Source organism: Rhodococcus sp. 06-156-4, from assembly GCF_002259345.1.
Classification (GTDB): Bacteria; Actinomycetota; Actinomycetes; order Mycobacteriales; family Mycobacteriaceae; genus Rhodococcoides; species Rhodococcoides fascians_E.
This window is the reverse complement of record NZ_NPGB01000025.1, coordinates 221,745-246,933: the sequence shown is the minus strand read 5'-3', so window position 1 is coordinate 246,933 and position 25,189 is coordinate 221,745. Positions and strand designations below refer to the sequence as shown.

24 protein-coding genes are annotated in these 25,189 nt (G+C 63.0%); 15 read left to right on the top strand and 9 right to left on the bottom strand.

Features of this window, described 5'->3' with window-relative positions; all coding sequences use genetic code 11:
• The first annotated feature begins 50 nt into the window (after positions 1–50).
• The 8 genes from CH290_RS16915 (at position 51) to CH290_RS16880 (ending at position 10,234) form a co-directional block, all read left to right on the top strand.
• Positions 51–950 carry an FAD binding domain-containing protein gene (locus CH290_RS16915; protein WP_020112751.1) on the top strand — a complete coding sequence of 300 codons (900 nt, stop codon included), beginning with the start codon at positions 51–53 and terminating at the stop codon, positions 948–950.
• Positions 943–1,581 (top strand): (2Fe-2S)-binding protein, encoded by a 639-nt coding sequence (locus CH290_RS16910; protein ID WP_019663303.1) that lies wholly within the window; start codon positions 943–945, stop codon positions 1,579–1,581. The genes CH290_RS16915 and CH290_RS16910 overlap by 8 nt, the downstream gene beginning before the upstream one ends.
• Complete coding sequence (gene cutA, locus CH290_RS16905) at positions 1,578–4,046, top strand: aerobic carbon-monoxide dehydrogenase large subunit (RefSeq protein ID WP_019663304.1); 2,469 nt, start codon at positions 1,578–1,580, stop codon at positions 4,044–4,046. The genes CH290_RS16910 and cutA overlap by 4 nt, the downstream gene beginning before the upstream one ends.
• On the top strand, positions 4,043–4,690 hold the full coding sequence (locus CH290_RS16900; RefSeq protein ID WP_019663305.1) for an SRPBCC family protein: 648 nt from the start codon (positions 4,043–4,045) through the stop codon (positions 4,688–4,690). The genes cutA and CH290_RS16900 overlap by 4 nt, the downstream gene beginning before the upstream one ends.
• A 233-nt stretch (positions 4,691–4,923) precedes the next feature.
• Complete coding sequence (locus tag CH290_RS16895) at positions 4,924–7,023, top strand: hydantoinase/oxoprolinase family protein (protein WP_026347468.1); 2,100 nt, start codon at positions 4,924–4,926, stop codon at positions 7,021–7,023.
• Positions 7,023–8,963: a hydantoinase B/oxoprolinase family protein gene (locus tag CH290_RS16890; RefSeq protein ID WP_019663307.1), complete on the top strand. Its 1,941-nt coding sequence runs from the start codon at positions 7,023–7,025 to the stop codon at positions 8,961–8,963. The genes CH290_RS16895 and CH290_RS16890 overlap by 1 nt, the downstream gene beginning before the upstream one ends.
• A 9-nt stretch (positions 8,964–8,972) precedes the next feature.
• Entirely contained in the window at positions 8,973–9,788 is an 816-nt protein-coding gene (locus CH290_RS16885; RefSeq protein WP_033187926.1) for an NmrA family NAD(P)-binding protein, read from the top strand.
• Positions 9,788–10,234, top strand: a complete 447-nt coding sequence (locus CH290_RS16880) for a MarR family winged helix-turn-helix transcriptional regulator (RefSeq protein WP_019663309.1) — start codon at positions 9,788–9,790, stop codon at positions 10,232–10,234. The genes CH290_RS16885 and CH290_RS16880 overlap by 1 nt, the downstream gene beginning before the upstream one ends.
• A gap of 26 nt (positions 10,235–10,260) precedes the next feature.
• Here CH290_RS16880 and CH290_RS16875 read toward each other — a convergent pair whose 3' ends face one another.
• Complete coding sequence (locus CH290_RS16875) at positions 10,261–10,623, bottom strand: hypothetical protein (RefSeq protein WP_033187925.1); 363 nt, start codon at positions 10,621–10,623, stop codon at positions 10,261–10,263.
• Between the two features lie 65 nt (positions 10,624–10,688).
• Positions 10,689–11,306 (bottom strand): cyclin family protein, encoded by a 618-nt coding sequence (locus CH290_RS16870; protein ID WP_033187924.1) that lies wholly within the window; start codon positions 11,304–11,306, stop codon positions 10,689–10,691.
• A 229-nt stretch (positions 11,307–11,535) separates the two neighbouring features.
• On the opposite strand from CH290_RS16870, the gene CH290_RS16865 reads away from it, so the two are divergent.
• Positions 11,536–12,051: a hypothetical protein gene (locus CH290_RS16865; protein ID WP_249277812.1), complete on the top strand. Its 516-nt coding sequence runs from the start codon at positions 11,536–11,538 to the stop codon at positions 12,049–12,051.
• A 3-nt stretch (positions 12,052–12,054) separates the two neighbouring features.
• On the opposite strand, the gene CH290_RS16860 is transcribed toward CH290_RS16865, so the two are convergent.
• Positions 12,055–12,888, bottom strand: a complete 834-nt coding sequence (locus CH290_RS16860; RefSeq protein ID WP_019663313.1) for an adenylate/guanylate cyclase domain-containing protein — start codon at positions 12,886–12,888, stop codon at positions 12,055–12,057.
• Between the two features lie 254 nt (positions 12,889–13,142).
• On the opposite strand from CH290_RS16860, the gene CH290_RS16855 reads away from it, so the two are divergent.
• Entirely contained in the window at positions 13,143–14,228 is a 1,086-nt protein-coding gene (locus tag CH290_RS16855) for a PD-(D/E)XK nuclease family protein (protein WP_141216219.1), read from the top strand.
• 19 nt (positions 14,229–14,247) lie between these two features.
• On the opposite strand, the gene CH290_RS16850 is transcribed toward CH290_RS16855, so the two are convergent.
• Together CH290_RS16850 and CH290_RS16845 are read right to left on the bottom strand one after the other, a co-directional pair.
• The gene (locus tag CH290_RS16850) at positions 14,248–15,099 is read right to left on the bottom strand and encodes an EamA family transporter (protein WP_033187921.1); all 852 of its coding nucleotides are present in this window, start codon (positions 15,097–15,099) and stop codon (positions 14,248–14,250) included.
• A complete protein-coding gene (locus CH290_RS16845) occupies positions 15,096–15,968 on the bottom strand; it encodes a MurR/RpiR family transcriptional regulator (RefSeq protein WP_033187920.1) in 873 nt (290 codons plus the stop codon). Before CH290_RS16845 ends, CH290_RS16850 begins: the two co-directional genes overlap by 4 nt.
• A gap of 196 nt (positions 15,969–16,164) precedes the next feature.
• On the opposite strand from CH290_RS16845, the gene CH290_RS16840 reads away from it, so the two are divergent.
• Complete coding sequence (locus CH290_RS16840) at positions 16,165–18,612, top strand: AAA family ATPase (protein WP_033188019.1); 2,448 nt, start codon at positions 16,165–16,167, stop codon at positions 18,610–18,612.
• A complete protein-coding gene (locus CH290_RS16835; RefSeq protein ID WP_019663318.1) occupies positions 18,609–18,959 on the top strand; it encodes a hypothetical protein in 351 nt (116 codons plus the stop codon). Before CH290_RS16840 ends, CH290_RS16835 begins: the two co-directional genes overlap by 4 nt.
• 20 nt (positions 18,960–18,979) lie before the next feature.
• On the opposite strand, the gene CH290_RS16830 is transcribed toward CH290_RS16835, so the two are convergent.
• The 3 genes from CH290_RS16830 to CH290_RS16820 form a co-directional block, all read right to left on the bottom strand.
• Entirely contained in the window at positions 18,980–19,741 is a 762-nt protein-coding gene (locus CH290_RS16830) for a maleylpyruvate isomerase family mycothiol-dependent enzyme (protein ID WP_033187919.1), read from the bottom strand.
• Positions 19,742–19,784: 43 nt separating this feature from the next.
• Positions 19,785–20,375: a TetR/AcrR family transcriptional regulator gene (locus CH290_RS16825; protein WP_020112765.1), complete on the bottom strand. Its 591-nt coding sequence runs from the start codon at positions 20,373–20,375 to the stop codon at positions 19,785–19,787.
• A 229-nt stretch (positions 20,376–20,604) separates the two neighbouring features.
• Complete coding sequence (locus CH290_RS16820; protein WP_141215437.1) at positions 20,605–21,579, bottom strand: helix-turn-helix domain-containing protein; 975 nt, start codon at positions 21,577–21,579, stop codon at positions 20,605–20,607.
• A 66-nt stretch (positions 21,580–21,645) separates the two neighbouring features.
• Here CH290_RS16820 and CH290_RS16815 point away from each other — a divergent pair, with 66 nt between their 5' ends.
• A complete protein-coding gene (locus CH290_RS16815; protein WP_020112767.1) occupies positions 21,646–22,179 on the top strand; it encodes an OsmC family protein in 534 nt (177 codons plus the stop codon).
• A gap of 5 nt (positions 22,180–22,184) precedes the next feature.
• Here CH290_RS16815 and CH290_RS16810 read toward each other — a convergent pair whose 3' ends face one another.
• Positions 22,185–23,378: an acyl-CoA dehydrogenase family protein gene (locus CH290_RS16810; RefSeq protein ID WP_033187917.1), complete on the bottom strand. Its 1,194-nt coding sequence runs from the start codon at positions 23,376–23,378 to the stop codon at positions 22,185–22,187.
• Positions 23,379–23,544: 166 nt separating this feature from the next.
• Here CH290_RS16810 and CH290_RS29980 point away from each other — a divergent pair, with 166 nt between their 5' ends.
• Positions 23,545–23,730: a hypothetical protein gene (locus CH290_RS29980; RefSeq protein ID WP_141216218.1), complete on the top strand. Its 186-nt coding sequence runs from the start codon at positions 23,545–23,547 to the stop codon at positions 23,728–23,730.
• 39 nt (positions 23,731–23,769) lie between these two features.
• Positions 23,770–25,170: an NtaA/DmoA family FMN-dependent monooxygenase gene (locus tag CH290_RS16805; RefSeq protein WP_020112769.1), complete on the top strand. Its 1,401-nt coding sequence runs from the start codon at positions 23,770–23,772 to the stop codon at positions 25,168–25,170.
• Positions 25,171–25,189: the final 19 nt, after the last annotated feature.

Here is a 25,189-nt window from a genome sequence, read left to right as displayed (position 1 = left end):
TGTCACAAGTAGACAAGTTACCTTCGTTTCCGGACAGGCAGGATCGAGACATGAAACCGTCGCCGCTGACATACCACCGGCCCACCACGATCCCGGAGGCGTGCCGGATACTCGCCGAGGTCTCGTATGAGGGCAAGGTCATGGCGGGTGGTCAGTCACTCGTCCCGCTGCTGTCGATGCGGTTGGCCGCACCGGCGCACATCGTGGACATCGGAGCGGTGCGAGACCTCGATTCGATTGTTGCCTCCGGTGATTCGGGCGTCGAGTTCGGCGCGCTGGTCACGCACTCCGTACTGCACGATCACCCTGCAGCCCGAGAAGTTCAGCCGTTGTTGAGCCGAGGCCTGCATCTGGTGGCGCATCCGACGATTCGCAACCGCGGCACCACCGTCGGATCGATCGTGCACGCGGATCCCTCGGCCGAGATGCCGGCCGTGCTGTCGCTGCTCGGCGGAGAGGTCACGGTGCAGTCGACGCGGGGTCAGCGCGTGATCGCGTCCGCCGACCTGTTCGCCGGGCCGCTCGAGAGCACGCTCGAGCCCGACGAGATCGCTCTGGCCGTGCGCGTACCGGCAGCGCGAGCGGGAGTCGGTACCGCTATCGACGAGATTGCCCGACGGCACGGCGACTACGCGTTGGTCGGTGTCGCGGCCCAGGTGGAAGTGGTGGACGACTACGTTGTCACCGCGAAGATGACATACATTTCGGCAGGAGAGCTCGGTCTCGTCGTCGATTACAGCGACACCCTGGCCGGGGCGTCGGCGACCGACGAGCGTGACCCCAAGTGGCGTGCGCTGGGCGAGCTGGCCCGCGACACCGTCGAGACCGACGCCGACATCCATGCCACGGCCGCTTACCGTTCTCAGCTGGTGTCTGCGCTGACCAGTCGAGTCGGACTCGCGGCGGCCGCGGACGCACGCACACTCGTGAGGAGCAGAACCAATGCCTGACAAAACCATCGACGATCAGCTCGCGGAGCTGCAGGCCGACACCGGCGAGCATCACGTCGCCGTCACGTTCACGCTGAACGGCGTCACCGAAACCGCGGTCCTGCCGTCTCGGACCCTGGCGTCGGATGCGATTCGACATCACCTGCGCCGCACCGGAACACACGTCGGCTGCGAGCACGGTGTGTGCGGGGCGTGCACGGTGTTGCTGGACGGCAAGCCTGTCCGATCCTGCCTCGTGCTCGCAGCGGGCTTGGAAGGCCACTCGGTGACGACGGTGGAGGGCCTCGTCGAACCCGACGGCACGCTGCACCCGGTGCAGCAGGCGTTCAAGGACTGCCACGGTCTTCAGTGTGGTTTCTGTACTCCGGGATTCGTCACGACGATCGCGGCATTCCTCGAGGACAACCCGAATCCGACGCACGACGAAGCGACCGATGCCATTGCCGGAAACTTGTGCCGCTGTACCGGATATCAGAACATTCGTGCATCGGTGCTCCGCGCCGCCGAGATCAAACGTGAACGGGCGGGGGAGTTCCCGCTCGGCGTCGACGACGAAGCCACCCGTGACGCGCTCGACCGTAAGGTCCGCGGCGCGACTGCACCTGTCGGTGGAAAGGCCGGGAGGGCATGACAACCCAGATCGACACCGCGCACGTGGTAGGCGCGTCGGAGAAGTTCTTCGGCAAGCCCATTCCGCGGGAGGAGGACACGCGTCTGCTCAGTGGGCAGGGCCGTTACCTCGACGACCTCGGCCACGGCGCGCTGATCGCGGCGTTCGTGCGTTCCCCGCACGCGCACGCGAAAATAATCGACATCGACATCGATCCGGCGCTCGATGTGGCAGGCGTTCACGCCATCTACATCTACGACGATCTGGTCGACGATTCGGAGGAGATGGCGGAGAATCTGCCACTGCTTATTCCGCATCCCGCGATCGTCGCCGCGCGCAACGGATATCCGCTGGCCAAGGACGAGGTCAACCACGTCGGTGAGGCCATCGCCATGGTCGTCGCGGACAACCGCTACATCGCCGAGGATGCGTGCGCGAAGATCGACGTGACGTACGAGATGCTCGACCCTGTTGTGGGTATCGACACCGCGCGCACTGCCGCCAAGGCGGTCCACGCCGATGTGCCGGACAACGTCGCGGCACGGCTACAACACGGATTCGGCGATGTCGACGCCGAACTGGCGGCTGCACCCAACCGTCTGACATTGGATCTCGAGATCGAGCGGTCCGCCTCGATGCCCATGGAAGGCAAAGGCGTCTACGCCCGCTGGGACGGCGACGAGAACGTACTGACGTTCTGGACGTCGACGCAGACCTCCACGTCCGCGCGTGCCGCCATCGCAGCTCGACTCGGCATGGCACTGAACAAAGTTCACTGCATCGCGCCCGATGTCGGCGGCGGTTTCGGTGTCAAGATCGTCCATCCCTGGCCGGAGGAGGTCATGGTCACCTGGGCTGCCCGACGCCTCGGCCGCGCCGGCGTTTCCAACGAGGTCAAGTGGGTTGAGGACCGCCGTGAGCATTTCATCTCGAGCGCCCACGAGCGTGGCCAGATCCAGAAGGTCGAGATCGGTTTCGACGACGACGGACATCTGCTCGCTTTCGACTTCACGTTCTGGCACGACAACGGCGCGTACCTGCCCTACGGCATCATCGTCATGATCAACACGGCCACACAGGTGCTGGGACCGTACAAGCCGAAGTCCTTCCGCGTCGACGCGTACTCGCTCTATACCAACACGGTGCTGGTCACGCCGTATCGCGGCGCCGGACGGCCTCAGGCGGTGTTCGCGATGGAACGTGCGATGGACGCCATCGCCGACCATCTCGACAAGGACAAGATCGCCGTTCGTGAGATCAATTTCGTTCGGCCCGAGGACATGCCGTACGACTTCGGGCTGATGTTCCAGGACGGGCGCCCGTTGATCTACGACACGGGCGACTACCAGGCCGGCATCGACAAACTCAAGAAGCTCGTCGACTGGGATGGCTTTCCCGAGTACCAGAGGAAGGCGCGAGCCGAGGGTCGTACTGTCGGCATCGGTATCGGCGCGTACGTCGAAGGAACCGGACCGGGACCGTACGAGGGCGCACATGTTGTCGTCGAGACGTCCGGCAAGGTCAAGGCCGCGACGGGGTTGACGACGCAGGGGCAGGGACATCAGACCGCGTTCGCGCAGATTGTCGCCGACGACCTGGGCGTGAAGGTGTCCGACGTCGAGATCGTCACCGGCGACACCCGTCGCTTCGGCTACGCCGTCGGTACGTTCGCCTCACGTGGTGCGGTGATGTCGGGTTCGGCGTTTCATGTCGCGGCGCAGATGGTCGCTGAGAAGGCGAAGAATGTGGCGTCGGGAATCCTCTCGGTGGATCCGAGTGATCTGGAGCTGCGCGGGGGACATGTGTGTGTGGTCGGCACCGAACCCGGTGTCGACGGGACATCGGTACCTCTCAGCGTCGTCGCGGTGCTGTCGAATCCGCTGCGCTACGCCTTCGACAAGGAATCCAAGCTGGCCACGGGTTTCGCCAAGACCAACCCGGACATGACGAAACCGCCGATTGCGGAGGGCGACCAGCCTGGGCTCGAAGCCACAGGGTACTACTCGCCGCCGCACTCGACCTTCGCGTCTGGGGTGCACGCTGCCATCGTCGAAACCGATCCGATCACCGCCGAGATCACCGTGCTGCGGTACGTCGTTATTCATGATTGCGGCAATGTCATCAATCCCCGCATCGTCGAAGGACAGGTCCAGGGTGCAGTGGCGCAGGGCATCGGCGGAGCGTTGTACGAGAAGATCGTCTACGACGAGCACGGGCAGATGCTCAACGCCTCCTACATGGACTTTCTGATGCCGTTCGTCACCGAGATGCCGAACACGTTGGAAATGGACCATACGGTGACGCCGTCGGGCCTGAACCCATTGGGAATGAAGGGTGCAGGCGAAGCGGGCGTGATCCCCACCAGCGCCGTCATCGCCGCAGCCATCGAGAACGCCGAAGGCATCCCCATCACATCCATGCCTATCTCACCGTCGGAGTTGTTCGAGCTCCGCCTCGCGCACCAGTCAGCACAGGAGAATTCATGAGAATCGCCGGCACCGCACAGCTCACGGCACCTCGCGAGGAGGTGTACGACAACCTGCAGGACGGACGCGTACTCGCCGCGACCATTCCCGGGGTGCAGTCACTGGAACAGCTGACGGACAACCACTACAAGCTGTCCATCATGGCCGGAGTCGCGTCCATCAAGGGAGTGTACGACGGTGAAGTCGTTCTTTCGCAACAGGATCGGCCCCATTCGTTCGTCATGACGGCGTCTGGCGCGGGTGCCCCGGGAACGGTAAAAGCCGACGTCACGGTCACCCTGACCGAGAACGAGGGCGGCACCCTGCTCTCCTACGACGCCGACGCGGTCGTCGGAGGAATGGTCGGAGGCGTCGGGCAGCGCATGATCACCGGCGTCGCGAAGAAGATGGCCGGAGTGTTCTTCAAGAGCATCGACGGGGTCATCGCCAACGGCATTCCGTCGTCGACACCCGAGGCCGCACCGGCCGGTGAAACGGATGCGGCGCAGCCGGACCGGCAGGTCGCAGCAGCATCTGCACCCTCCGTGGCCGTGGCGAGTGCGGGGGGTGCGGACATCCGTACCGTCGTGGTCAGCGCTGCCCTGGGAGCCGCCATCGCCCTCACCGGTGTAGTCATCGGCGGCGTACTCGGACGGTCGAAATAGGTCTGCACTTCAACCGTTCCCCCGTCCGACACTCACTCCGCCCGACGTTCGCTCCGGAAACCGGGGTCCCACTCCATGCTGAACGCCCCGAACCCGTCCGGTTCGGGGCGTTTTTCGTGCCTGTTCACTGGATGCCGAAGACCGCCCGCAGTGTTGGGCAAAATCTGCCAACGACTACGTGATGCACACGCTGTGAAATGGCATTACACGCCAGCAACTACACGGAGGCAGCAGTGGATTCCAGGAAGATTCGGATCGGTATCGACACCGGTGGCACGTTCACCGACATCGTCGCGGTCGACGACGAGACCGGCGCCATGGTCACCACCAAGACACCCTCGACGCCGGCAGACCCCGCGGAGGGATTCCTCACCGGCATCGAGAAGGTGCTCGAGAAGCTCGGTGAGAGCGGTGAGAGTATCGGCGCGGTCAGCCACGGCACGACGGTTGCTACCAACAAGCTGCTCGAGGGCAAGGTAGAGAACCTGGGGTTCATCACCACCGAGGGCTACGAGCACGTGCTCGAGATCGCCCGTCAGTCGGTGCCCGACGGCTACGGCAACTCCTACTTCTGGGTCAAGCCCGATCGCATCGTTCCGGCGGACAGAGTCAAAACCGTCGGTGGTCGTCTTGCGTTCGACGGCCGCGAGATTCGTCCACTCGACGAGGCAAGTGTCCGCACCGCTGCTCAGTTCTTCAAGGATCGCGGGATCATGACGATCGGGGTGTGCCTGATGCATTCCTATGCCGACCCGTCCCACGAGGAGCGGGTCCGCGACATCCTCGACGAGGTGTTCCCGGAAGCGACGGTGAGCATTTCGAGCCAGGTTCTGCGCGAATACCGCGAGTACGAGCGGTCCATCACGACACTCGTCGACGCTGCCGTGAAGCCGAACATCCGCAACTACGTGAACAACATCGCCAACCGGCTGCGTGAGTTCTCCACTGCCGACGGTGAAGCCCGAGACATCCCCTTCTACGTCATGAAGTCCAACGGCGGCGTGCTCTCGGCCAAAGAGGTCGTGCACCAGCCGATCACGACGGTCTTGTCCGGTCCGGCAGCGGGTGCCCTCGGTGCAGCACTGATCGCCGACGCTGCAGGCGTCGACCAAGTTCTCACGTGTGACGGCGGTGGAACATCGACCGACGTCACCGTTGTCGTACAGGGCGAGCCTGCGCTGACCACCGAGGGACGCGTCGGGAACTATCCGTCGAAGATTCCGATGATCGACGTCGTGACCGTTGGTGCAGGCGGCGGGTCGATTGCCTGGATGACTCCCGAGCGCACCCTTCGCGTCGGACCTCAGTCGGCCGGTGCTGATCCGGGACCGTTGTGCTACGGCAAGGGCGGCAGCGAGCCGACCATCACCGACGCCCACGTGCTGCTCGGCCGGATCCCACCGCACTTGCTCGGTGGTGAGATTCCACTCGACACCGAGCTCGCTCGAAAAGGGCTGGAGCAGTTGGCGACAGAGTTGAAACTCGGGTTCGAGGAGTGCGCCGTCGGTATCCTCGAGGTGTCGGCGTGGAACCAGGCGAATGCGTTGCGGCAGATCACCGTCAAGCGTGGTCTCGACGTCAGGGATTTCACCCTTGTCACCTTCGGTGGTTCGGGCTCGCTCCTCGCGTGCAGGCTCATCGACATTCTCGGTCTCAAAGACGTGCTGGTACCACTCGACCCGGGCAACGTGTCGGCATTCGGACTGCTCACCGTCGACGTGCGCAACGACTACGTCCAGACGCACGTCGGTCGTCACGACCGGTTGCAGGCCGCCGAGCTGCAGGAGCTGTTCGATGCACTGGCCGGCAAGGCCGAGATCGCCCTCGCCGACGAAGGTTTCGACGAGACGCAACGCCGGTACGCGCGCACTGCCGACCTCCGGTACATGGGCCAGGCGTTCGAGGTCCGCGTTCCTGTCGGCGACGGGCCCATCACGCCCGAACTCATGGACGCGTCCGCCGAGGCGTTCCACGAGGCGCACCGCGAGCTGTATGGTTACGACTTCCGCGGCGACCACGCTCAGCACGTGGAGTGGGTCAACCTGCGAGTCAGCGGAATCGGGCCCATTCAGCGTCCGGCCGCCCGTACGGTTGCAGCCGGTTCAGGTTCCGAGTCTGCCCGAACCGGTTCCCGTAAGTCCTACTTCGACTCCTGGGTGGATACCACCGTCTACGACCGTGCTCGCCTGGGTGCTGGTGACACGATCGACGGTCCAGCCGTCATCGAGGAATTCAGCTCCACCGTCCCGATCCACCCCGGATTCTCGGCGCGAATCGACACCCACGGAAACATCCGCATCTCCAAGACTTTCGACTCGAACGGAGCGAAGTGATGACTGCTGTACTCGATGCTGCGGCCGCGACCGCAGCCAAGCCCTACCGACTGACCGAGACCGACGGTGCGATCCCGGACCCGATCCTCGTCGAGATCGTCGCAGGCTACCTTGCCAGCGTCGAAATGGAGGTCGAGACGTCCATCTCGCGGACCTCCCGTTCGCCGATGATCCGCGATGCCCACGACTTCCGTGCCGGCATCCACGATCGCAATCTGCGTAAGTTGACGGGTCGTTCGTACTCTGCGTTGGTGCACCCCATCGCCCGTGATTTCCCCCTGGAGACGATGAAGCCCGGAGACGTCTATTTCCACAATGACGTCTACCTGTCCGAAGGCGGAATCGGCCACCTCCCTGACCTCTGCGTCACGGTCCCGGTGTTCGCTCGTACCACTCCCGATTCGGAACCGAAGGTGGTTGCCTTCGTGCAGGCCTTCGGGCATCACGACGACATCGGCGGCTGCTGCCCGGGCTCCATGCCGTCCGGTGCGACGACCGTGTACGAAGAAGGGTTGATGGTTCCGCCCATCAAACTCTGGGATCAGGGAGTGGCCAACGAGGCAGCTCTGCGCATCATGACGCGCAACTCCCGCATGCCCGACGCTTTGGCCGCCGATCTGGATGCCGAATGCTCGGCGTGCCTGATGGGTGCGCGTCGACTGACCGAGTTGTTCGAGCGTTACGGCGTGGACACCATCGAATCCTGCTTCGACGCGATGATGGACGCGACCACCGAGACGTACCGCCGTGAGATTCTGAGCAAGATTCCGGTCGGTGAGTACACGTGGGAGGACTACGCGGAGCACGACGGCGTCGACGAGCCCATGCTGCACACTCAGCGCATCACCTTGACGAAGACGAGGCCCGAGGACGAGGGCGGCGAGCGGCTGATCCTCGACTTCACCGGGACCGGCCCGCAGGCGAAGGGGCCCATCAATCACTGTGGTGACTACGCGGACGGCAACTTCCTGATCAAGTGGCTCGCGCCGATTCTGCGCAATCTCGCCGACACACCCGAGCGCATGGCCGAACTCGACGTCAACGAGGGAGTCGTGCCGCTGATCGAGATGAAGTTCCCCGAGAAGGGAACGCTCATCACCCCGATTTTTCCGGCTCCGACGAACGCTCGAACGTTCGTGATCCTGCGTCTGCTCGGTGTCCTGTCCGGTGTGGTCGCCAAGGCCGTCGACGGCAACATGCCGGCCGATCAGGAGACGATTCGGTACACCGGTGTCTACGGCGAGGACTTCGACGGGCACTCATACCTGATGCGCGAGGTTCTCGGCGGCGGTTCGGGTGGCCGGTATTACGCGGACGGCGAGGACACTATCCACGTCGTGCCGGATTCGCGAAACCTCCCTACCGAATTCAGTGAGAGCCGTTTCCCGTTCATCGTCGAAAAGCTCGGATTGGCCGTCGATTCCGGCGGTGCCGGACGGTATCGCGGTGGTCTGGGGTACGAGAAGCACATCCGGATGCTGAAGGACGCGCACTTCATGTCCATCGCGGACCGTTCGATCCTGGCCTGCTGGGGTGTCAAAGGCGGCAAAGCCGGTCGACCGTTCTCGGTGGTGCTCGACCCTGACGGCCCTAACGAACGCGAGTTCGACGCACTCACCGACGCTGAACCCATCAAGGCTGGGGAAGTGATCCGCATCCGCACTACCGGCGGCGGTGGGTGGGGCGACCCGCTTGACCGGCCGACCCAGGAAGTTCTGCGGGACGTGTCGTGGCGCAAGGTCTCGGTGGACGGCGCGCGGGAGGATTACGGCGTCGTCATCGTCGACGGGGACGCACCGTCGGTCGACGACAACGCCACCGCGACACTGCGCGAGCAGTTGCGCGGAGGTCGCGGTGAGAGTGAACCGTTCTTCGATCGCGGCCCGGGATACGCCCAACTCTCCGGCGGAGACACCTCGGCCGTCTACGATTACGTCTAGGACGGGCTCATGAGCAACGGAACTATCCGCGGCGCCGACATCGCAGTTGTCGGCGCCGCGGGTAAGACCGGTTCCGCAGTGGTCGACGCGCTTGCGGACACGGTGGGGGTACGACGCCTCGTTCGACGAGCGCGTTCGCAATTCGATCACGAAGTGGAGCTGGAAACCGGTGCCGGGCTGCGCAAAGCGCTCCTCGGGTGTCGGGCGGTGTACTTCATCGCCCCCAATGTCCATCCGGACGAGCCCAACTTGCTGCGAAATACGTTGACCGCAGCGGCTTCTGCTGGCGTCGACCATTTCGTGTATCACTCGGTGGCGTGGCCGTACACTCCGGCGATGCCACATCACATGGACAAAGCGAAATGCGAGGACGAGCTGCACCGATCTCCGTTGAAGTGGTCGGTGCTGCAGCCGTGCGCCTACGTCGAGAACTTCGCCGGTGCGTTGTCGGGGGACTCGACGAGGGTGACGTTGCCTTACAGTCCGGATACCCGCTTTTCTTTCGTCCGTCTGCATGATGTCGCAGCTGTCGCCGCGGCCGTATTGACCGAAGGCGAACGACATCATTGCGCGACCTACGAACTCGGCGGTCCGCAGGCCCTGTCGGTTCGTGAACTCCTGCGGGGGTCCGGTGTGGAAATCGAACAGATCTCACTGGACCAGTGGCAGGACTCGGTGAGCGGGTCGATGCCCACGGGGGCGATTGCGCGGTTGCGCGCGATGTTCGACTTCTACGACCACCACGACTTCCTCGCCGGGAGCGCGGCCGTGCAGTTCGTACTCGGCCGGCCGGCGTCGGGCGTCGACATGGTCGTCGCCGGCTGATGACCACTGCCACCGACACCCGTGCCGATTCGATGGAGACGATCGCGACGTTGTTACGCAACACGGACGCGGTGAAGGCGCAGTTGGAGGAATCCCTTGCGCGGGTGGGTCTGAATTGGGCGAGGTTCGAGATCCTGCGGACCATAGGGCAATGCGGACCGATGACCTACGAGCAGATCTGCCGCAGGCTCGCACGTCACCGCACCACGATACGAGTGACAGTCGCCGGGTTGGAACGTGCGGGTCTGGTCGAGAGGTACCGCGATTCCGCGCATTCACAGCGCTTGCTCGTGGCCCTCACGAGCTCCGGTGAGCGAACGGTCGAACGCGCGAACACGGTCATCGCACAGTGTGCTGTCATTCGTCGAGTCGATTCCGATGTCGAATTGACCGACGCAGTCTCCTCGGTCGAAGGGTTCGTGCGCGGTGTGAGAGAACACCGCTGAGCCGGAGACCGCGTACAGAGGCCGGTTCAGTAGTCGAGAACCGTGAACGGGTCGAAGACTGAAATGGTGCGGAAGGTGTAAGTGGACGACCCGGCCGGGAGTTGGATCGACCGCAGAAGATGTGCCTGGCCGGCCGGATCGACCTGCCACGTCTGGCCTTGGCCGTGGAAGCTCCAACTGTAGATGGGCTGGTTGGCTCCGTAGGGACTGATGATGAGCGGGTCAGACCCGCGTGTACCGTACGCGGCGGGGTCGAATGCGCTGACGTAGTGCTCTGTGTTCTCACTGGTGAACGGTGAATCGTAAATTCCGTCGGCCGAAGCCGGCGTCGCTGCCAGGGCTGTGGTGCCCAGTGCGAGTGCGGACGCAGCAATGATTTTCTTGATCAACTTTTCGGTCCTATCGTCGTTGGGACATTGTGTGAATCGACTCCGCGGTGAACCTCGTTACCCGGTCAGAAGGTCACGTTGACGTCGCGGGAGATCATGAACCCACTGTCAGCTCCGCTGTAGCAGGCGACTCCGACTTCGGTGGAGCGGCAGACCGTTCCGGTTACTCCGATGACCTGGCCGTATTCCAGTACGGGCGTGTCGTCGGCGACGAAGATGCCCTGGTTGGTGCAGATCTGCTCGACGGCGCCGCCTTCGAGGATCCGCACTCCGTAGGTGTTGTTCTCGGTGTTGAGACATTCCCGACCGCTGCTGCCGGGCACGGAGTATCGGACTTGGCAGCCCACGACCGTCCCGGGCGCGTTCTGGGAGTTGAAGCCGCAGAACACGTTTTCGCTCGGGGATCGGAAGAAGTACTGGCCGTCACCACGCTCGAAATCGCGAGCATCGACGTTGACGTCATCGCGTGACGGTGTCGGCGGAATCGTGACCGGATTCGGTCCGGGGGTGGACTGATCCTCGGGCGCAGGTTCGTTGTCGGGTAGTGGAGTTTCGGTGCTGTTCGGCGTCGCCGTTGCAGTGACTGCGGCGACGGTGTCGGGTTCCCGGTAGTCCGAAGAACCGCAGGCTGCGAGTGCTGTTGCCGCGAAGACGGCCATGGTGGTGACGAACAGACGCTTCATGAAGAGCCCTCACCGGTGCATGCGGGGTGCAGCACCTTCTCGACAGGAAAATCGATGCCGCGGGAGTGGGCGTTAACGATGTTCGCGTCACGACCCCGTCACGAATCGGTGTAGGGGTAGACGTGTTGCCGCCCGTTTTGCGAAGGTGTCGTGAGTGGAGATGTAGGCCCTGGCCTACATTTCCATTCACATGAGGGGAGAGGTTATGCGAAAAGTGTTGCGAAGAGCCGTGGTTACGACGGCATTGTTCGGTTCGCTGGTCCTGGGTGCGGGCACGGCTGCCGCGGCGCCGCAGACCAGCATCACGCCGGTTCCGGTGGTCACCGGCTTTCAGATCGCTCCGGGTGCTGTGCCGGGTGGGTTGTTCCAGACCATTCCGATGAAGACGACCGTCGGAGCAGAGCCCGGTGTCGTGAGTATCTCCGCTGCGAACGTCGCTGCGTGGGACCCCCAGTATCCCTATCGGTTCTTGACGGTGCATTGGCGCAATCTAGCTACTGGTGCAATGGGTTCCGAGGGTCTGCGGCACTGGGAGCTGTCGGGTTACGAGAGGCCGCCGTACGATCCGGCGATTCCGAACGGCAACGTTCCGCTCGAGACAACCGGAGAGGGTTTGCCGACGGAAGTGGTGGCGAGAACGGGTGCAGGGCCGGTTGCCATCGTCGTGACTCATTCGCGCGAGTACTGGGGGCCGCCGCGGGTGGACACCCTCATTCCGGGTATCGGTGTGGTGTTGGTGCCCTGACGGTCAGTCGAGTTCCCGCACGGTCGTCGTCGCCGGAAGTGCGGGAACTTCCACGGGGTACAGCTGGTGGGTTCCTTTCATGCCCTTCAGCTGCACCTCTCGTGGTTCGGCTAGGACTATGTCGTACGCACGACCGATCTTCTCGCGTACCGATTCGCTGATCAGGATCTCTCCGCCGTCGGCCTGCCCTGCGACGCGTGCGGCCATCGCGACGTTGAGCCCGAACAGGTCGTCGCCGCGGCGCACCGAGCTGCCGACGTGGATGCCCATGCGGACTCGGATCCGATCCCACTTGTCCGGATTCTCCTGCAGAGCCTCCTGAACTGCGATTCCGCATCGCACCGCTTGGCCTGCATCGGTGAACGCGATCATGTAGCCGTCGCCCTGGTTCTTGATGACGTGGCCGCCGTGGCCTTCCACCTGCTTGGTGATCAGCCGGTTGTGGCGTTCCAGCAGCTTCACCCAGCCGCGATCGCCCAGTTCCTCGTTGCGTGCCGTGGAGCCTTCGATGTCGGAGAACACGACCACCACGTCGCCGTCGGCCGCGATCCGCGCGAGATCGGGACGCTCGACCTTCGCCCAGCCCGCGAGGTCTTCGACGGAGTTACGCACCGTCGCGCCGAAGCCCTTGTTGATCAGCGAATCGGCGGTGTTGAACGTTGTCCGGATCGCGAACGGCACCAGGCCACGACGTTTACGACGCTTCGACGAGCTGTCGAGTGCGCGGTCCAGAGCAGCTCGGGTGGTCTTCAGCTTCTTCTGCGACACGATCAACAGCACGCCGAGCGCAACAATGACAGCGAGCTCGACACCGGCAGCAACAATCCACAGGGTCACGCAGACATCATCGTCTGTGTCTGCCGGTTATGGGCAAACACCCCCCCTCGAGTTCGGGCGGGACAGCCTCGGACATTGCGCCGAGTACTTCGTCACAGCCGTTCCGCGCAGCGGAGTCGGGCAATGAAGTCGACGGCCGGGCTAGGCCAAGTCGAGCACGTGGATGCCTCGTCGCCGGCTATTCGTGACTCGCCTGCCCGTGTTGCCGTTGTCTTCGAGTACGGTTGGACAGATTTTCGAGGGAAGGTGTGACCATGTCCGAACTAGCTACATCGGTAGTTGCAGGTTTAGCAGCGAGTCCGCTTTACCAACTATCGACTGCAGGGCAGGAGTTATTCCACTCGAACATGCTCTACTGGTTGATAAAAGAACAGCCTGCTGCATCGGTGCCGGTGATGGAGTATTTCAAAGCGGACGCCATCGCTGGGTGGCCTGAACTCACAGAGGTCCGGCGAGAATGGATGAATCTCGACCTCACGTTGTTCGGTGGGACGGCTGGTCGAAACCTTGTACTGGAAAATAAGCTCCACTCCATTCCCAACCGCCAGCAACTGGTTGACTACCATGCGGGCTGTACCGCGATTTTCGACGAGGGCAGGACGTCGTTCATCCTGCTCACGCTTATCCGGCCAGGTTTCGATGTTCCCAAGCCATGGCGGCATGTCGACTACTCGGAACTGCTCGTACCACTGGCCGCGTCGGCGAAGGTCTTACGCGAAAACGACCAGGAGTTCGACGCGCTGCTTGTTGAGCAGTATGTCGAACTTGTCGGTCTCTTGGTTGGCCTCCGGGACAGCTTTGCTATTTCGGAAACTGGCAGTGAGCCCCTCCATATTTCGGTCGACGCGCGAGAGAAGCTTCGCGGAGCGCGCCTCTTACCGTTGGTCGAAAAATTGAGGATCGCCGGGATGGCCTCCGCCATCGAAATGCTCATGCGTTCGCCGGTCACCGTGGAGGTCGGCCTATCAAATACTCGTGGCAGGATGGATTTTCATGCTCGCACGGGCGGAGGACATTACGTTGGCTGGCAGTATCAAGGTGGCCAGATGCGACTCTCGGTCATCCTGGATAACGATATCGATGGCCCGTGGAGGAATCGCCGGGCGGAACGAGAGCGCTTCGTCGAACAAAAGTTTCTTGACTATTTTGATTTTGACGTAGCGGAAAGCGCCTCTCGCCTACTTGGTGGGTACAGCGGTCGGAAGAAGAAGTGGCTCGGATACGAGCCTGATTTTATTTACAGATACAAGCCGGTAAACCCGGACGTGGTTGTCGGCGACCTCGTACGGCTGTGTGTGGAATTCACAGAACACGCGCTGGCTTACGCTTCAGCCCACTGAGGGGCCGGGATCGCGAGAGTCAGTTGACTGCGATCAACACGATGCCAGTCAGCACGACGGCCGAACCTGCCAGTCGTCGGACAGGGTTGCTTTCGTGGAACAACCACCACGCCAGCAAGGATCCGATGACGATCGACGACTCACGGGCTGGGGCGACCACGGACAGCGGCAGGGACTTCATTGCAACGAGAACCAGGATGTACGCAGCGGGGGAGAGCGCTCCGACGAGTAGGACTTCTCGCCGATAGGTCCCGAATGCGCTCTTCAACTGCGCCCCCTTGCCGACCACCTTGGGCGTGAGCAGCAGCGATTGCATCGAGACCGCCAACGCGAAATACGTGACCGGCGACAGGTCGAGAGTGACGACGGAGAAGTGATCCCACAGGGTATAGGCGGCGATCATCGCACCGGTTGCGGATCCGAACAGCACTCCTGTTGACACCGAACCATTCTGGCGACGTTTGTACCCGGTCACGACGAGTATCCCGAGAAGAATGATCACGCCGCCCAGTAGCGGCAGAATTCCAGGGCGTTCGCCGAGCACTGTGACCGCGACGACAACGGTGATCAACGGTCCTGTGCCGCGTGCGACCGGGTAGACCACGTTCAAATCGGCTCGTGCATAACCGACTTGGAGGGTCAGCGAATACCCGATGTGAAGGACGGCCGTCACGAGTGGGCCGATGAGCAAGGCCCATGATGCGGTCCACTGGCCGAACAACAGCGCTACCGGGAGGCACAGCACGGCCGATGCCGTCATGTACATCCACACGAAGACGGCGGCGTCCCCGGTGAATCGTTTTGCTGCAATGTTCCACACGGCGTGGAGTATTGCTGCGAGACCGACCAGCCCGAGTGCTGCGTGATTCACCGTCGGTCTCGGACCGGTGTGTCGAAGCCTATTGCCTCGGCGCGGCGAGTTCGGTCCATGTCCGCCAACGCAACTCCCGCGTGCAGTATGTCGACGACGGTCAGGTGTGCCAGGCGACTGCTGGATTGAGCGAGCTGGAAATCGAGCTCTGAGCCACCCGCGACGAGCACGTGATCGACGATGTCGACGAGCGGCGACGAAGTGAAACTGGTGATGGCCACGACCGTGGCGCCGACATGACGAGCGGCCTCGGCCACAGCGACGGTTTGCGGAGTGATTCCTGTGTGGCTGACAGCGAGGAGGATGTCCGACGGGCGGAGAAGACGGGCGACGACGAGCGTGGACAGATGATCGACCGGCGCCTGGACCATCAGTCCGATCGAGGTGAACCTGACCGCGGCGTCGGCGGCGACGGCCGACGACGTGCCCGATCCGGATATCAGTATCCGTTCGGCCTGATCGAGTTTGCCCACGACCTGCTGCACGACTTCCTCGTTCAGGGTTCCTCGGACGGCTCCGATGACGTTGACATGGCTCGACAAGATCGAATCGACGAGTTCCTTGGGTGTCGTCACATCGGTCAGGCGGGGAGGTGGGACGAACATTCCTGCCCCGCCGGATGCCCGAGCCACCGCGAACTTCAGGTCGCTGAACCCCGTGAAACCGGCAGCTCGAGCCGCCCGAACCACGGTTGCGTTCGATACACCGGCGCGCTCGGCGACCTCTGCCGTCGACGCGTTCTGAACGAACTCCGGCTGATCGAGAACCAGCCGAATCACCGACGCATCACTGGCTCTGAGGCTGGGCAGCACCGCACGCATCGCACCCTGGAGGCTCGTCATGTCGAACGGGTGTGTCGGCGGTGTCATCGTCGGGAGTCTCTCCTCGGTGCGCTCGTGGCTACCGACAAGGTATCAATGTTTCAGATCGGAGACAATGAAGGAAATGGTGTTTCCAACTGCTGCGGTGTACGCGTCCGCCCCTTGTCCGGGTGCGCAGTGTCGGTCTCGTATGGAACTGTGGGGTCTGGTTGGGGAACCAGACAGACACGACAGGGGAGTGCCGGTGACCAAGCCCGACGAGGCCGTGGACAGACCGCTCATGGAGGTCGTGTTCGACGCCATCGACGCAGATCAGGACTTGGACGACGAAGCCAAATACCTCGTCCTTGCCGCGCTCGAAGGCATTGCCGAACTCGACGATCAGCTCGACGGTGTCACTCTCCTGCAGGCCCGCCGGGCTGCGCACGGCATGACCCAGGAGGATCCTGTCGGTGCATTCCTGACGTCCATCGAGGTGGCCGGCTTCCGCGGTATCGGGCCCAAGTCCGAGCTGACGCTTCATCCCGCACCCGGTATCACCATCGTCAGTGGCCGAAACGGCTCCGGCAAGTCCAGCTTTGCGGAGGCCCTCGAATTCGCAGTCACGGGCAAGAGCTACCGATGGGAGAACAAGGCCAAGCTGTGGGCCGACACATGGCGCAACCTGCACGACGCGTCGCAGTGCCAGGTGCGCGTCGGACTCACCATCGAGGGTTCGGAACGGACCGTCGTCGGCGTCGACTGGGATCCTGATGCCGCCTTGCGCGAGAATAAGACATGGACGCAGGTCGGGAATGCAAAACGCTCGCCCGGCACCGATTCTCTCGGGTGGAAGTCTGCCGTGGAACTGCACCGACCGATCCTGTCGTACGACGAGATCGGCGGTCTCGTCGAAGACAGTCCGTCGACCCTGTACGACGCGTTGGCGAAACTACTCGGACTCGACGAGATCACCGACGCCGAGAAGCGGCTGACTGCAGCGTTGAAGAACGCCAAAGTGCCGCGCCAGCAGGCGAAAGACGCGTTGATCCAGCTCAAACGCATCGTGGCCGAATCCGACGACGATCGCGCAGTGCAGGCCGTGGCGCTGCTGAAGAAGCGCCAGCCTGACGTCGGAGCCGTGCAATCTCTTGCAACCGGTTCGACGTCCGAGCAGTCACCTGCTTTGTCGGGCCTGCGCACCATCGGTGGGTTGGCGGTACCGCTGCCCGAACAGATCGAGACGGTCGTTGCCGCAGTCCGTTCCGCCGTTGCGAACAACATCGATCTCGCCAACGATGCCGCTGCGATTGCCGACAAGCGAAACACGCTGCTGGGGACTGCTCTGGAACTACACGATCTGGTCGGCGATGGTCGGTGCCCTGTGTGCGAAACCGGAACCCTCGACGACGCATGGGCCGCGCATGCCCGTGCGCGGATAAGTGCCGACGACGACAAGCTCGCACAGTTCAAGCAGTCCCGACGCGATCTGGACGAGGCGCGCCGCGCAGCTCGCATGCTGATCGACGACTCGAGCACGGCCGACACTGTTGCGGGTGTCGAGTTGTCCTCTCTGACTGCATACAACGAGGCCGTTGCGACGGCTCGGGCTGTGCCGGAATCTGTTTACGGCCTCGCAGAACACCTGAACTCGACGCTGTTTGCGGTCAGTGAATCAGGCCAGAACCTGCGTCAGGAAGCACTCGACTCCATCGCGGCGCGGGAGGACACGTGGGCGCCTATCGCTTCTCGTCTGGCGTCGTGGGTACAGCTGGAACGGGAGGCAGCCAAGACGGATGCGACCGTGGCCGATCTCGAGGCTGCGAAGAAGTGGATGACCGCCCACGCGATCGATCTGCGTAATCAGCGACTCGAGCCGATCGCAGAGCAGGCGAGGGACATCTGGGCCGAACTACGGCAGGAAAGCAACGTCGATATCGGCGCAATCAGCCTGGAGGGAAGCAGTACTCGTCGTAAAGCGGTGTTGAAGGGAACGGTCGACGGTGCACCGTCGGAGGCGTTGTCGGTGATGAGTCAGGGCGAATTGCATGCGCTCGCTCTGGCGTTGTTCATTCCGCGGGCGACGACGCCGAACAGCCCGTTCCGCTTCATCGTTCTCGATGATCCGATTCAGGCCATGGATCCTGCCAAGATCGACGGATTCATTCGCGTGCTGTCGAGCTTGGCCGAGACCCGGCAGGTGGTGGTCTTCTCGCACGACGACCGACTCGCCACCGCGATCCGGCAGATGGCCGTCGATGCGCGATTGGTGGAGGTGACGCGCGAGACGGGGTCGAGAATTCATGTCAGAGAGACGCTCAATCAAGCCAAGCGATACGTCGACGACGCGTACGCCCTGGTGCGCGACGAGAATGTACCTGGCGATGTGAAGCGGCGCGTCGCACCGGGTTTGTTCCGGTTGGCTCTGGAATCCGCTGCGCAGCAATTGTTCTATGCAACCCAGCACCGGGCGGGGGAGAGCCGCGAGGACACCGAGAAGCGCTGGGGTGATGTGAAGAAGACCCGCAATCGGCTCGCGTTGGCAGTACACGGTGATGCGGACAAGGATCTGGGCGGGTGGCTGTCCTACAGACCGGAACGGTGGCCGACACTCAAACTCTGCAACGCGGGCGTGCACGGTGACGCGGTGGCGGTCGATGTCGACGCGGTGAAGGATCTCGGCCGCGTGGTCGACGGGATTTTGAGCTCGTGACGGCAATCGCATTGCGAAACGCGGAGCGTCTGCTCGACGGAAACGTCGGTGCGGCAGGTAGTTCGGCGAGATTGGCGGCTTTCCTCGCGCGGCAGGCGTTGGAGGATCTGGTGGACCAGCATCTTCGTGCGTTGGGTGCCGAGGTTCCGAATGCGAGCATGCGGTCGAAGCTGGTCATTCTTCGGTCCCTGGGCACTACCGAACGCGCAGACGCTGCCGCGATGGCCTGGAACCGGCTCAGCAACGTGTGTCACCACCATGCCTACGAACTGGCGCCCACGGTGTCCGAGGTGCGGCACCTGTGCAGGGTGGTGGCAGTGTTGCTCGAGCCGGGTCCGGTCGCCTGAGACGTTCTCGCGCCCGAAGGTCAGAGGGGGAGTGGGTGGCTGAGCAACCCCGTTGCCTCACCGCGTCCGGACAAGAGCGAGCAGAATTCGACGGCGTCGATCTCGACTGCCTCTCCGCCCGACCCTGCGCGGTACGAACCGCCGGCCGGACCGGTCAGGGTGAGGTCGAACGGTTGGCCGTGTGTGCCGGCCCATTCTGCGACGATATCGGCGACGAGACGTCCGTCGTGCGCAGCGTCGATGTCGAGCTCCGTGCCGGCGGCGCGTGTGATGTCCACCCGGTGCATCCAGACGTCGCGGGTGAATCCGACGTCGAACAGGTACGCGATCGGCTGACGTCCTACTGGCTCAGGAAGATTCAGCAAGGGCAGTTTGGCGATCGGGCGGGGTAGCTTCGAACGTGACTTCAGCGCAGCCGGGGCGAGTGTGTCCCATTCCGCGATCAGTTCCTCGGGCGAGCTGGTGGCCCGCTCACGTACCTGCAGCTCGTTCATGCCGTCCCACCAGAACTCCCCGCCGATCTCGGCGACAAGGGGCTTGCCAGTGCGGACCTGTCGGACGAATTCGCGCGGAGATGCCTGGCCGGCAGCCGATCCGACGATGTGAGCCGCGACGGCGTGCACGTCCCACATCTGACATACGGTGGGCTTGCTCCAATCGTCTGTGCGCAGTGCGCGTAGAGCAGCGGCGAACTTGTCGCTTTCGACCGAAGTGATCTGCATGGCTTCGCGATGTTCGATCCGTGGGATCGCGGCGACGTCGATGAACGTGGGAAGAGTCATGGTAGGCCTCTCTGGGCATGTCATAGGCAGAGGAAAAGCTCGATCATGGAGCCGGATGAACTGCACCGGTGAGAAACATTGCGACCACGCGCGGCACGTGCTGCACCCATCGGTCACCACCTGGATCGTTGGCTATCTGCTGATCACACAGGCCGGCGATCAGCGAGCTGAAGATGTCGATGTCGGCCTGATCGTCAGCACCGACACAGGCGAGGACCTCGCTGGCTCGGCCGTAGAATTCGAGGGCAACCTCCCAGGATGCAGGTGAGGGTGCGAAGCCAGGGATAGTGCGTTGAAAGAGCATTTGGTGCACGATCGGGTTCTTGCTCGAGAACCGTACGTTTTCGACCACGAATTGCTCGAGCGCTGCTCGTGGCTCGGTCGGCATCGGCTGACTGTTCAGGTAGTCGATGAGCTGGCGGTACCCGTCGGCGAACATGGCGTCGTACAGGTCGAGCTTGGAAGCGAAATACACGTACAAAGACGGCTGCCGCAGGTCGACGCGGGCGGCCAACTCTCGCAACGAGATCACCGCCAACCCGTCGCGCTCGGCAAGTTGCCACGCCTCGGTGAGGATTGCAGAGATTTTGGCTTCTCGCCTGGCGCGGCGGGGGTCGTTCTTTCCGTCCGGCACCAGCACCTCCTATCGTCGATAGGAAAACTATCAGCGATAGGTGTTGGTTTGTCAAGCCGGCCACGTTATCTCATCTGGGGCCCGGCCGACCCCGTGTCCGGCAAACACGTCCTCGACATCGCGTGGACACGGTTGCCTCGTGCATGTGGTCGAACTCGACGGCAGCGGGCACTGTCCCCAGCCGAAGGCGCCGGTCAAGGTGGCGACAGCTATTCGGGCTTCGACCAGCTCATGAGTGCTCGTTGACCTGAAAGATCAACGCTGGGTGCGCAGAGAGATTACGACACGCACGTAGTTCCGAACCTGTTGTCCTGACCACGTCCCCGGGACCCAGAACGATTGAATCGTCGGCCAGCTCCAGCTTGACGACGCCGGAACCAATGCATATCGACACGGAACCGGTCGAGGACGAACTCAGGGACATGGTTGCAAAGGCGACGATGCGAAAATGTTGTGGACTGCTCGGTGCCAGGCGCGATTGACCACGCCCGAACGAGGCGGGCCTGCTGAGCTCGTACGATCGATCCGCCCCGTGTACGAGATGATCTATCGAAACACCAAGGCGTTCGGCCAATTCGACGGCGGTGTCGAGTGACAGTGACTGGGTGCCACGCTCGGTCTGCGAGATCGCGCTGCCCGATACCCCGATCATTGCGCCGACGTCGGCTTGACTCCATCCGCGTTGTTTGCGGATCGATCGAAGCCCCGCGCCGAGCCGCGACACCGTGGACGGCGGGCCGACCGTGGCGATGCCGTCGTCGACTGCGTACGGCATTTCCGTTCCGACAACTTGGCTTCGGCGTCCGTCTGCGCGCTCGACTCGAAGGTGGGTCGAGTTCTGGTCGACGATCACCTGTGCCAGTTCGCGGAGCGCAGGAGGCACCGAGGACCGTGGACATATCCACAGCGCCGTCTTTCCCTCGCGGACGACCGTGCACGCGGTGTCGGCGACCGCTCCGATGGAGGCGTGGTCCCGCAGGTCGAAGGCGCCACGGGAGAAGCCGCGATCCGAGACGTCGCGGCCGTCGGCGAGCGCGATCACACCCGCGAGCACCACGTCGACACTCGAAAGACCGTCGTCGACGACCCACAGGACGTTGTCTCCCCACCACATCCCGTCGAGCACGGTGTCGAGTTGGTCGATGCCGTATCGGGGGCTTCGGCCGTCGACGGGCCCGACGCCTATCCGAATTCTCCGGCTCACTGTGGCACCGGCCCCAGGGGCCTACAGGTGTTTTGCACCAGCACGGCCTAACCGTACAGTTTCGATATGGACATTGGTTCGACGCCACTCAACGGAATCGACCCCGAACACGCCTCTGCGCTGCGAGAACTGCTGTTCGACGCGCGCCGAGTCGAGGAGATGAGCGGTCCGTGGACGGTGGAATCGTCGTGGTCCGACGGGTTCCAGAGCACCAGTTCCGCACGCGGACACACCATCGAATTCGACGAGCCCGCCGATCTGGCGGGTAAGGACGGAGCCCCGACGCCCCACGAATATCTCCTGTCCTCGCTGAGCGGTTGCCTCATCGCGGGCGCTGTCATGCACGCGACCGTTCAGGGGATTCGGCTCGACCGTCTCGATGTCACGATCACCGGCACGTTCGACAACATTCTGCGGTGGGCAGGTCTGGACGAGAACGGCTCGGCCGGGTACCGATCCATGGAAGTCCACGCTGTCATCGCAGGTGACGCCGACGACGCGACCCTGCGCGCGTTGTGGGACCGAACGGTAGCCGGATCGCCGGTGGCCGGCACGATCAGTCGGCCGACGCCGGTGACGAGCGTCGTAGAGATCGTCTGACAGCATCACCTATCTGTGCCCAGCAGCCATGCACCTGCACGGTGGTACTTCCATCGCGCAGGGTCGTGGGTGCTGTGCGTCCGAACATCACGCCAGTAGCGATGGAAGTTCAGCGAATCGGAAGTGGAACGTGCACCGATGAATTCGAACAACTCGCTGGCCAGTCGCTCCGAGTTCTCGCTCGCGAACGCGCTCGCCTGCGCGACTGACACTGCCGCAAGTTCGTATTGGTCCGCGGTGCGGAGTTCGTCGGCGTGGTCCAATCGACGCGCGGCTTCGTAGAGCAACTGTTCGGCAGCCTGCACGCCGGTGGCGAGTTTACCGAGTCGGTACGCCGTGAGTGGGTCGTCGATAGCGCGGTCGACGTTGGCTGTCCGCCAGGGTCGCGCGATCGTGCGGATCAGTTCGATTCCGCGTTCCAGGACGCCGAATCCGATTCCGACGTCGACGGCAGCATGGATGATGGATGCATACGGTGGGAACGTATCCGGGCGGTGGAATCCGTCGAATGGTTTGAGCGAGTAGAGTTCAGGAACCTCGACGCCGCGCAGGTGAACGGTTCCACTGTGGGTGCTTCGTTGCCCCATGGCATCCCAGTCGTTGACGATGGTCAGGCCGTCGGCGTGCCGCGGGACGAAGGTCAGGGAGAACTGTCCGTCCAGGGTCGATGCGAGCACCGGAATCCAGTGCGCGGTGAGCGCTCCCGTCGAGTAGTACTTGTCGCCGTCGAGAACCACTGAGCCGCTGCCGGTCTCGGTGAGTGTCGTGTCCGGCGGGGACAGGACCGGCTTCGATCCGCGCTCGCTCAGGGCATTGCCGAAGCGTCGACCCGCCAGGATCTCCTCGGCGAAGAACTGCTTCTGGTCGACGGTGCCGTCGATGAAGATCGAGTCGATCAGGTGAAAGTGGTTCTGCGGCAACTGGCCCAGCGAACCGCTCGCTTTCGACAGGATGACGAACACGCGGACTACCGTCTCGTAGGAAACGCCGGCGCCGCCGAATTCGCGGGGAACCCGAATGCCGAGTAGTCCGCTCTCGGCCAGTGCTGTCAGTTCCTCGATCGGGAGTTCCCTCGACCGGTCGAGCCGGTCTGCCGATTCTCGGAAGAATGCGGCGAGTTCCTCGGCAGCGGAGATGGCCTCCTGGGAATTCTTCAGGCGAGTAACTCGGCCGATGGGCAATGCTGTGTCGATGGTCATGCGATGTCCTGACGGGGTCGATGAGTGCGCGGTGGTGTCGTGGAGACCGGAACAGCCGAAGGGTGTGGCGTCGAATGGCGCGTGGCGGACTTTGCCATCGTTGAAATATCGGTGTCAACCCAGGTCCAGAAAGTACCGGCGTCAGCGTAGTCGAACTGTCGGTGAAGTGCGTCACACCTGGAACGGCGTCGTGGGAGCCTGTGTGGGCGATGATCTGGCCCGGTTTAAAACCACGATGAATTTAAGTGCCGGTCGAATCGAGACGCTGTTTATCGACGACTTCGAAAGTTTGACTTTAATTTTCGGTGGTGCCAATGTTCCCCACATCGACGCGTGTCCTTCTCGAATTTAGGGCCGCACTACTGAACGGCCCACAAGAAAGATCTGTGTGATGACCAGACCGCTCGTCTACAACGCGTTCCTGCACCTGACCCCCAACCATCACAGTCACGGCTACTGGCGTACGCCCGAAGGTCGTGTTCAGTACGGCTACAAGGATCTGCAGCCCTACATCGATGTGGTGAAGACGCTCGAGCGTGGAAAGATCGACACGCTCTTCATCGCCGATGTCGTCGGCGTCTACGACCTCGACTTCGGAGACGGATCGACGACGATCAGAGCCGGGTCGCAGTTCCCCGAGAACGATCCCGTCACCATCGTCTCCGCCCTCGGACACGTCACCGAGCATCTCGGTATCGCAGTGACCAGCAACATCATTCAGTCGCACCCGTTCTCGTTCGCGCGTCAGTTGTCCTCGCTCGACCACTTCACCGACGGCCGTGTCGCGTGGAACATCGTGACGTCCTACCTCAGCAACGGCTTCCGCAATTACGGGTACGACGAGATCGTCGGCCACGACGATCGCTACGAGTGGGCGCAGGAGTACGTCGACGTCACCTACAAGCTGTGGGAGCACTCCTGGGAGGACGGCGCCGTTGTTCACAATCACGAGACAGGGGAGTTCTTCGACCCCGACAAGATTCACACCATCGACCACGTCGGCAAGCGATACAAGGTGCAGGGACCGCACATCGTCGAGCCGTCCCCGCAGCGCACCCCGGTGCTGTTCCAGGCCGGGAATTCGACTGCTGGGCGCGCTTTCGCCGCAACCAACGCCGAAGTGACCTTCCTGCCGTCGAACAATCCCGCGTCGGCTGTGCGGGACATCGCAGTCCTCGACGACGAGCTCCGATCCATCGGCCGGGCGCCGTCGTCGCTCAAGAAGATCGTTCTGCTTTCCACTGTCATCGGATCCACCGAGGAGGAAGCGCAGCGCAAGAAGGACTATTTCCGCTCGAACATCGATTTCGATGCGCTGCAGGCATTCTGGAGTGGAAACTCCGGCATCGACCTCTCTTCGATCGACCCCGATACCCCTCTGTCCGAGCTCGCCGGTCGTGCGCAGCTCGGTAATCATGTGCAGTCACTCTTTCGTGCAGCCGCCGATGCACAAGAAAATCCGGATGCCCGTGTCACGTGGCGCGAATACCTCGTCGACCAGTCCCTTCTGCCGGGCCGCTTCGCAGGCACGCCCGAGCAGATCGCCGACCACGTGCAGGAATGGGCGAACGCAGGCGTCGACGGCTTCAACGTCGTCCCCATCACGACTCTCGGCTGGTGGGACGAGTGGGTCGACCACGTCGTGCCCGTACTGCAGGACCGGGGTCTCGCGCAGCGCGAATACGCGCCGGGCACCCTGCGCGAGAAGCTGTTCGGGCGCGGCGACCATCTCGGCGACGACCACCGCGCACGGACACTGCGCATCGGCGCCGACCTGCCTGCCTCTTTGTAGAGCATCATCTTCGAATCGG

Coding starts and splice junctions, on each gene's coding strand:
- CH290_RS16915 (WP_020112751.1), top strand. CDS start 51: ATGAAACCGTCGCCGCTGACATACCACCGGCCCACCACGATCCCGGAG.
- CH290_RS16910 (WP_019663303.1), top strand. CDS start 943: ATGCCTGACAAAACCATCGACGATCAGCTCGCGGAGCTGCAGGCCGAC.
- cutA (WP_019663304.1), top strand. CDS start 1,578: ATGACAACCCAGATCGACACCGCGCACGTGGTAGGCGCGTCGGAGAAG.
- CH290_RS16900 (WP_019663305.1), top strand. CDS start 4,043: ATGAGAATCGCCGGCACCGCACAGCTCACGGCACCTCGCGAGGAGGTG.
- CH290_RS16890 (WP_019663307.1), top strand. CDS start 7,023: ATGACTGCTGTACTCGATGCTGCGGCCGCGACCGCAGCCAAGCCCTAC.
- CH290_RS16885 (WP_033187926.1), top strand. CDS start 8,973: ATGAGCAACGGAACTATCCGCGGCGCCGACATCGCAGTTGTCGGCGCC.
- CH290_RS16880 (WP_019663309.1), top strand. CDS start 9,788: ATGACCACTGCCACCGACACCCGTGCCGATTCGATGGAGACGATCGCG.
- CH290_RS16870 (WP_033187924.1), bottom strand. CDS start 11,306: ATGAAGCGTCTGTTCGTCACCACCATGGCCGTCTTCGCGGCAACAGCA.
- CH290_RS16855 (WP_141216219.1), top strand. CDS start 13,143: ATGTCCGAACTAGCTACATCGGTAGTTGCAGGTTTAGCAGCGAGTCCG.
- CH290_RS16845 (WP_033187920.1), bottom strand. CDS start 15,968: ATGACACCGCCGACACACCCGTTCGACATGACGAGCCTCCAGGGTGCG.
- CH290_RS16830 (WP_033187919.1), bottom strand. CDS start 19,741: ATGACTCTTCCCACGTTCATCGACGTCGCCGCGATCCCACGGATCGAA.
- CH290_RS16815 (WP_020112767.1), top strand. CDS start 21,646: ATGGACATTGGTTCGACGCCACTCAACGGAATCGACCCCGAACACGCC.
- CH290_RS16810 (WP_033187917.1), bottom strand. CDS start 23,378: ATGACCATCGACACAGCATTGCCCATCGGCCGAGTTACTCGCCTGAAG.
- CH290_RS16805 (WP_020112769.1), top strand. CDS start 23,770: ATGACCAGACCGCTCGTCTACAACGCGTTCCTGCACCTGACCCCCAAC.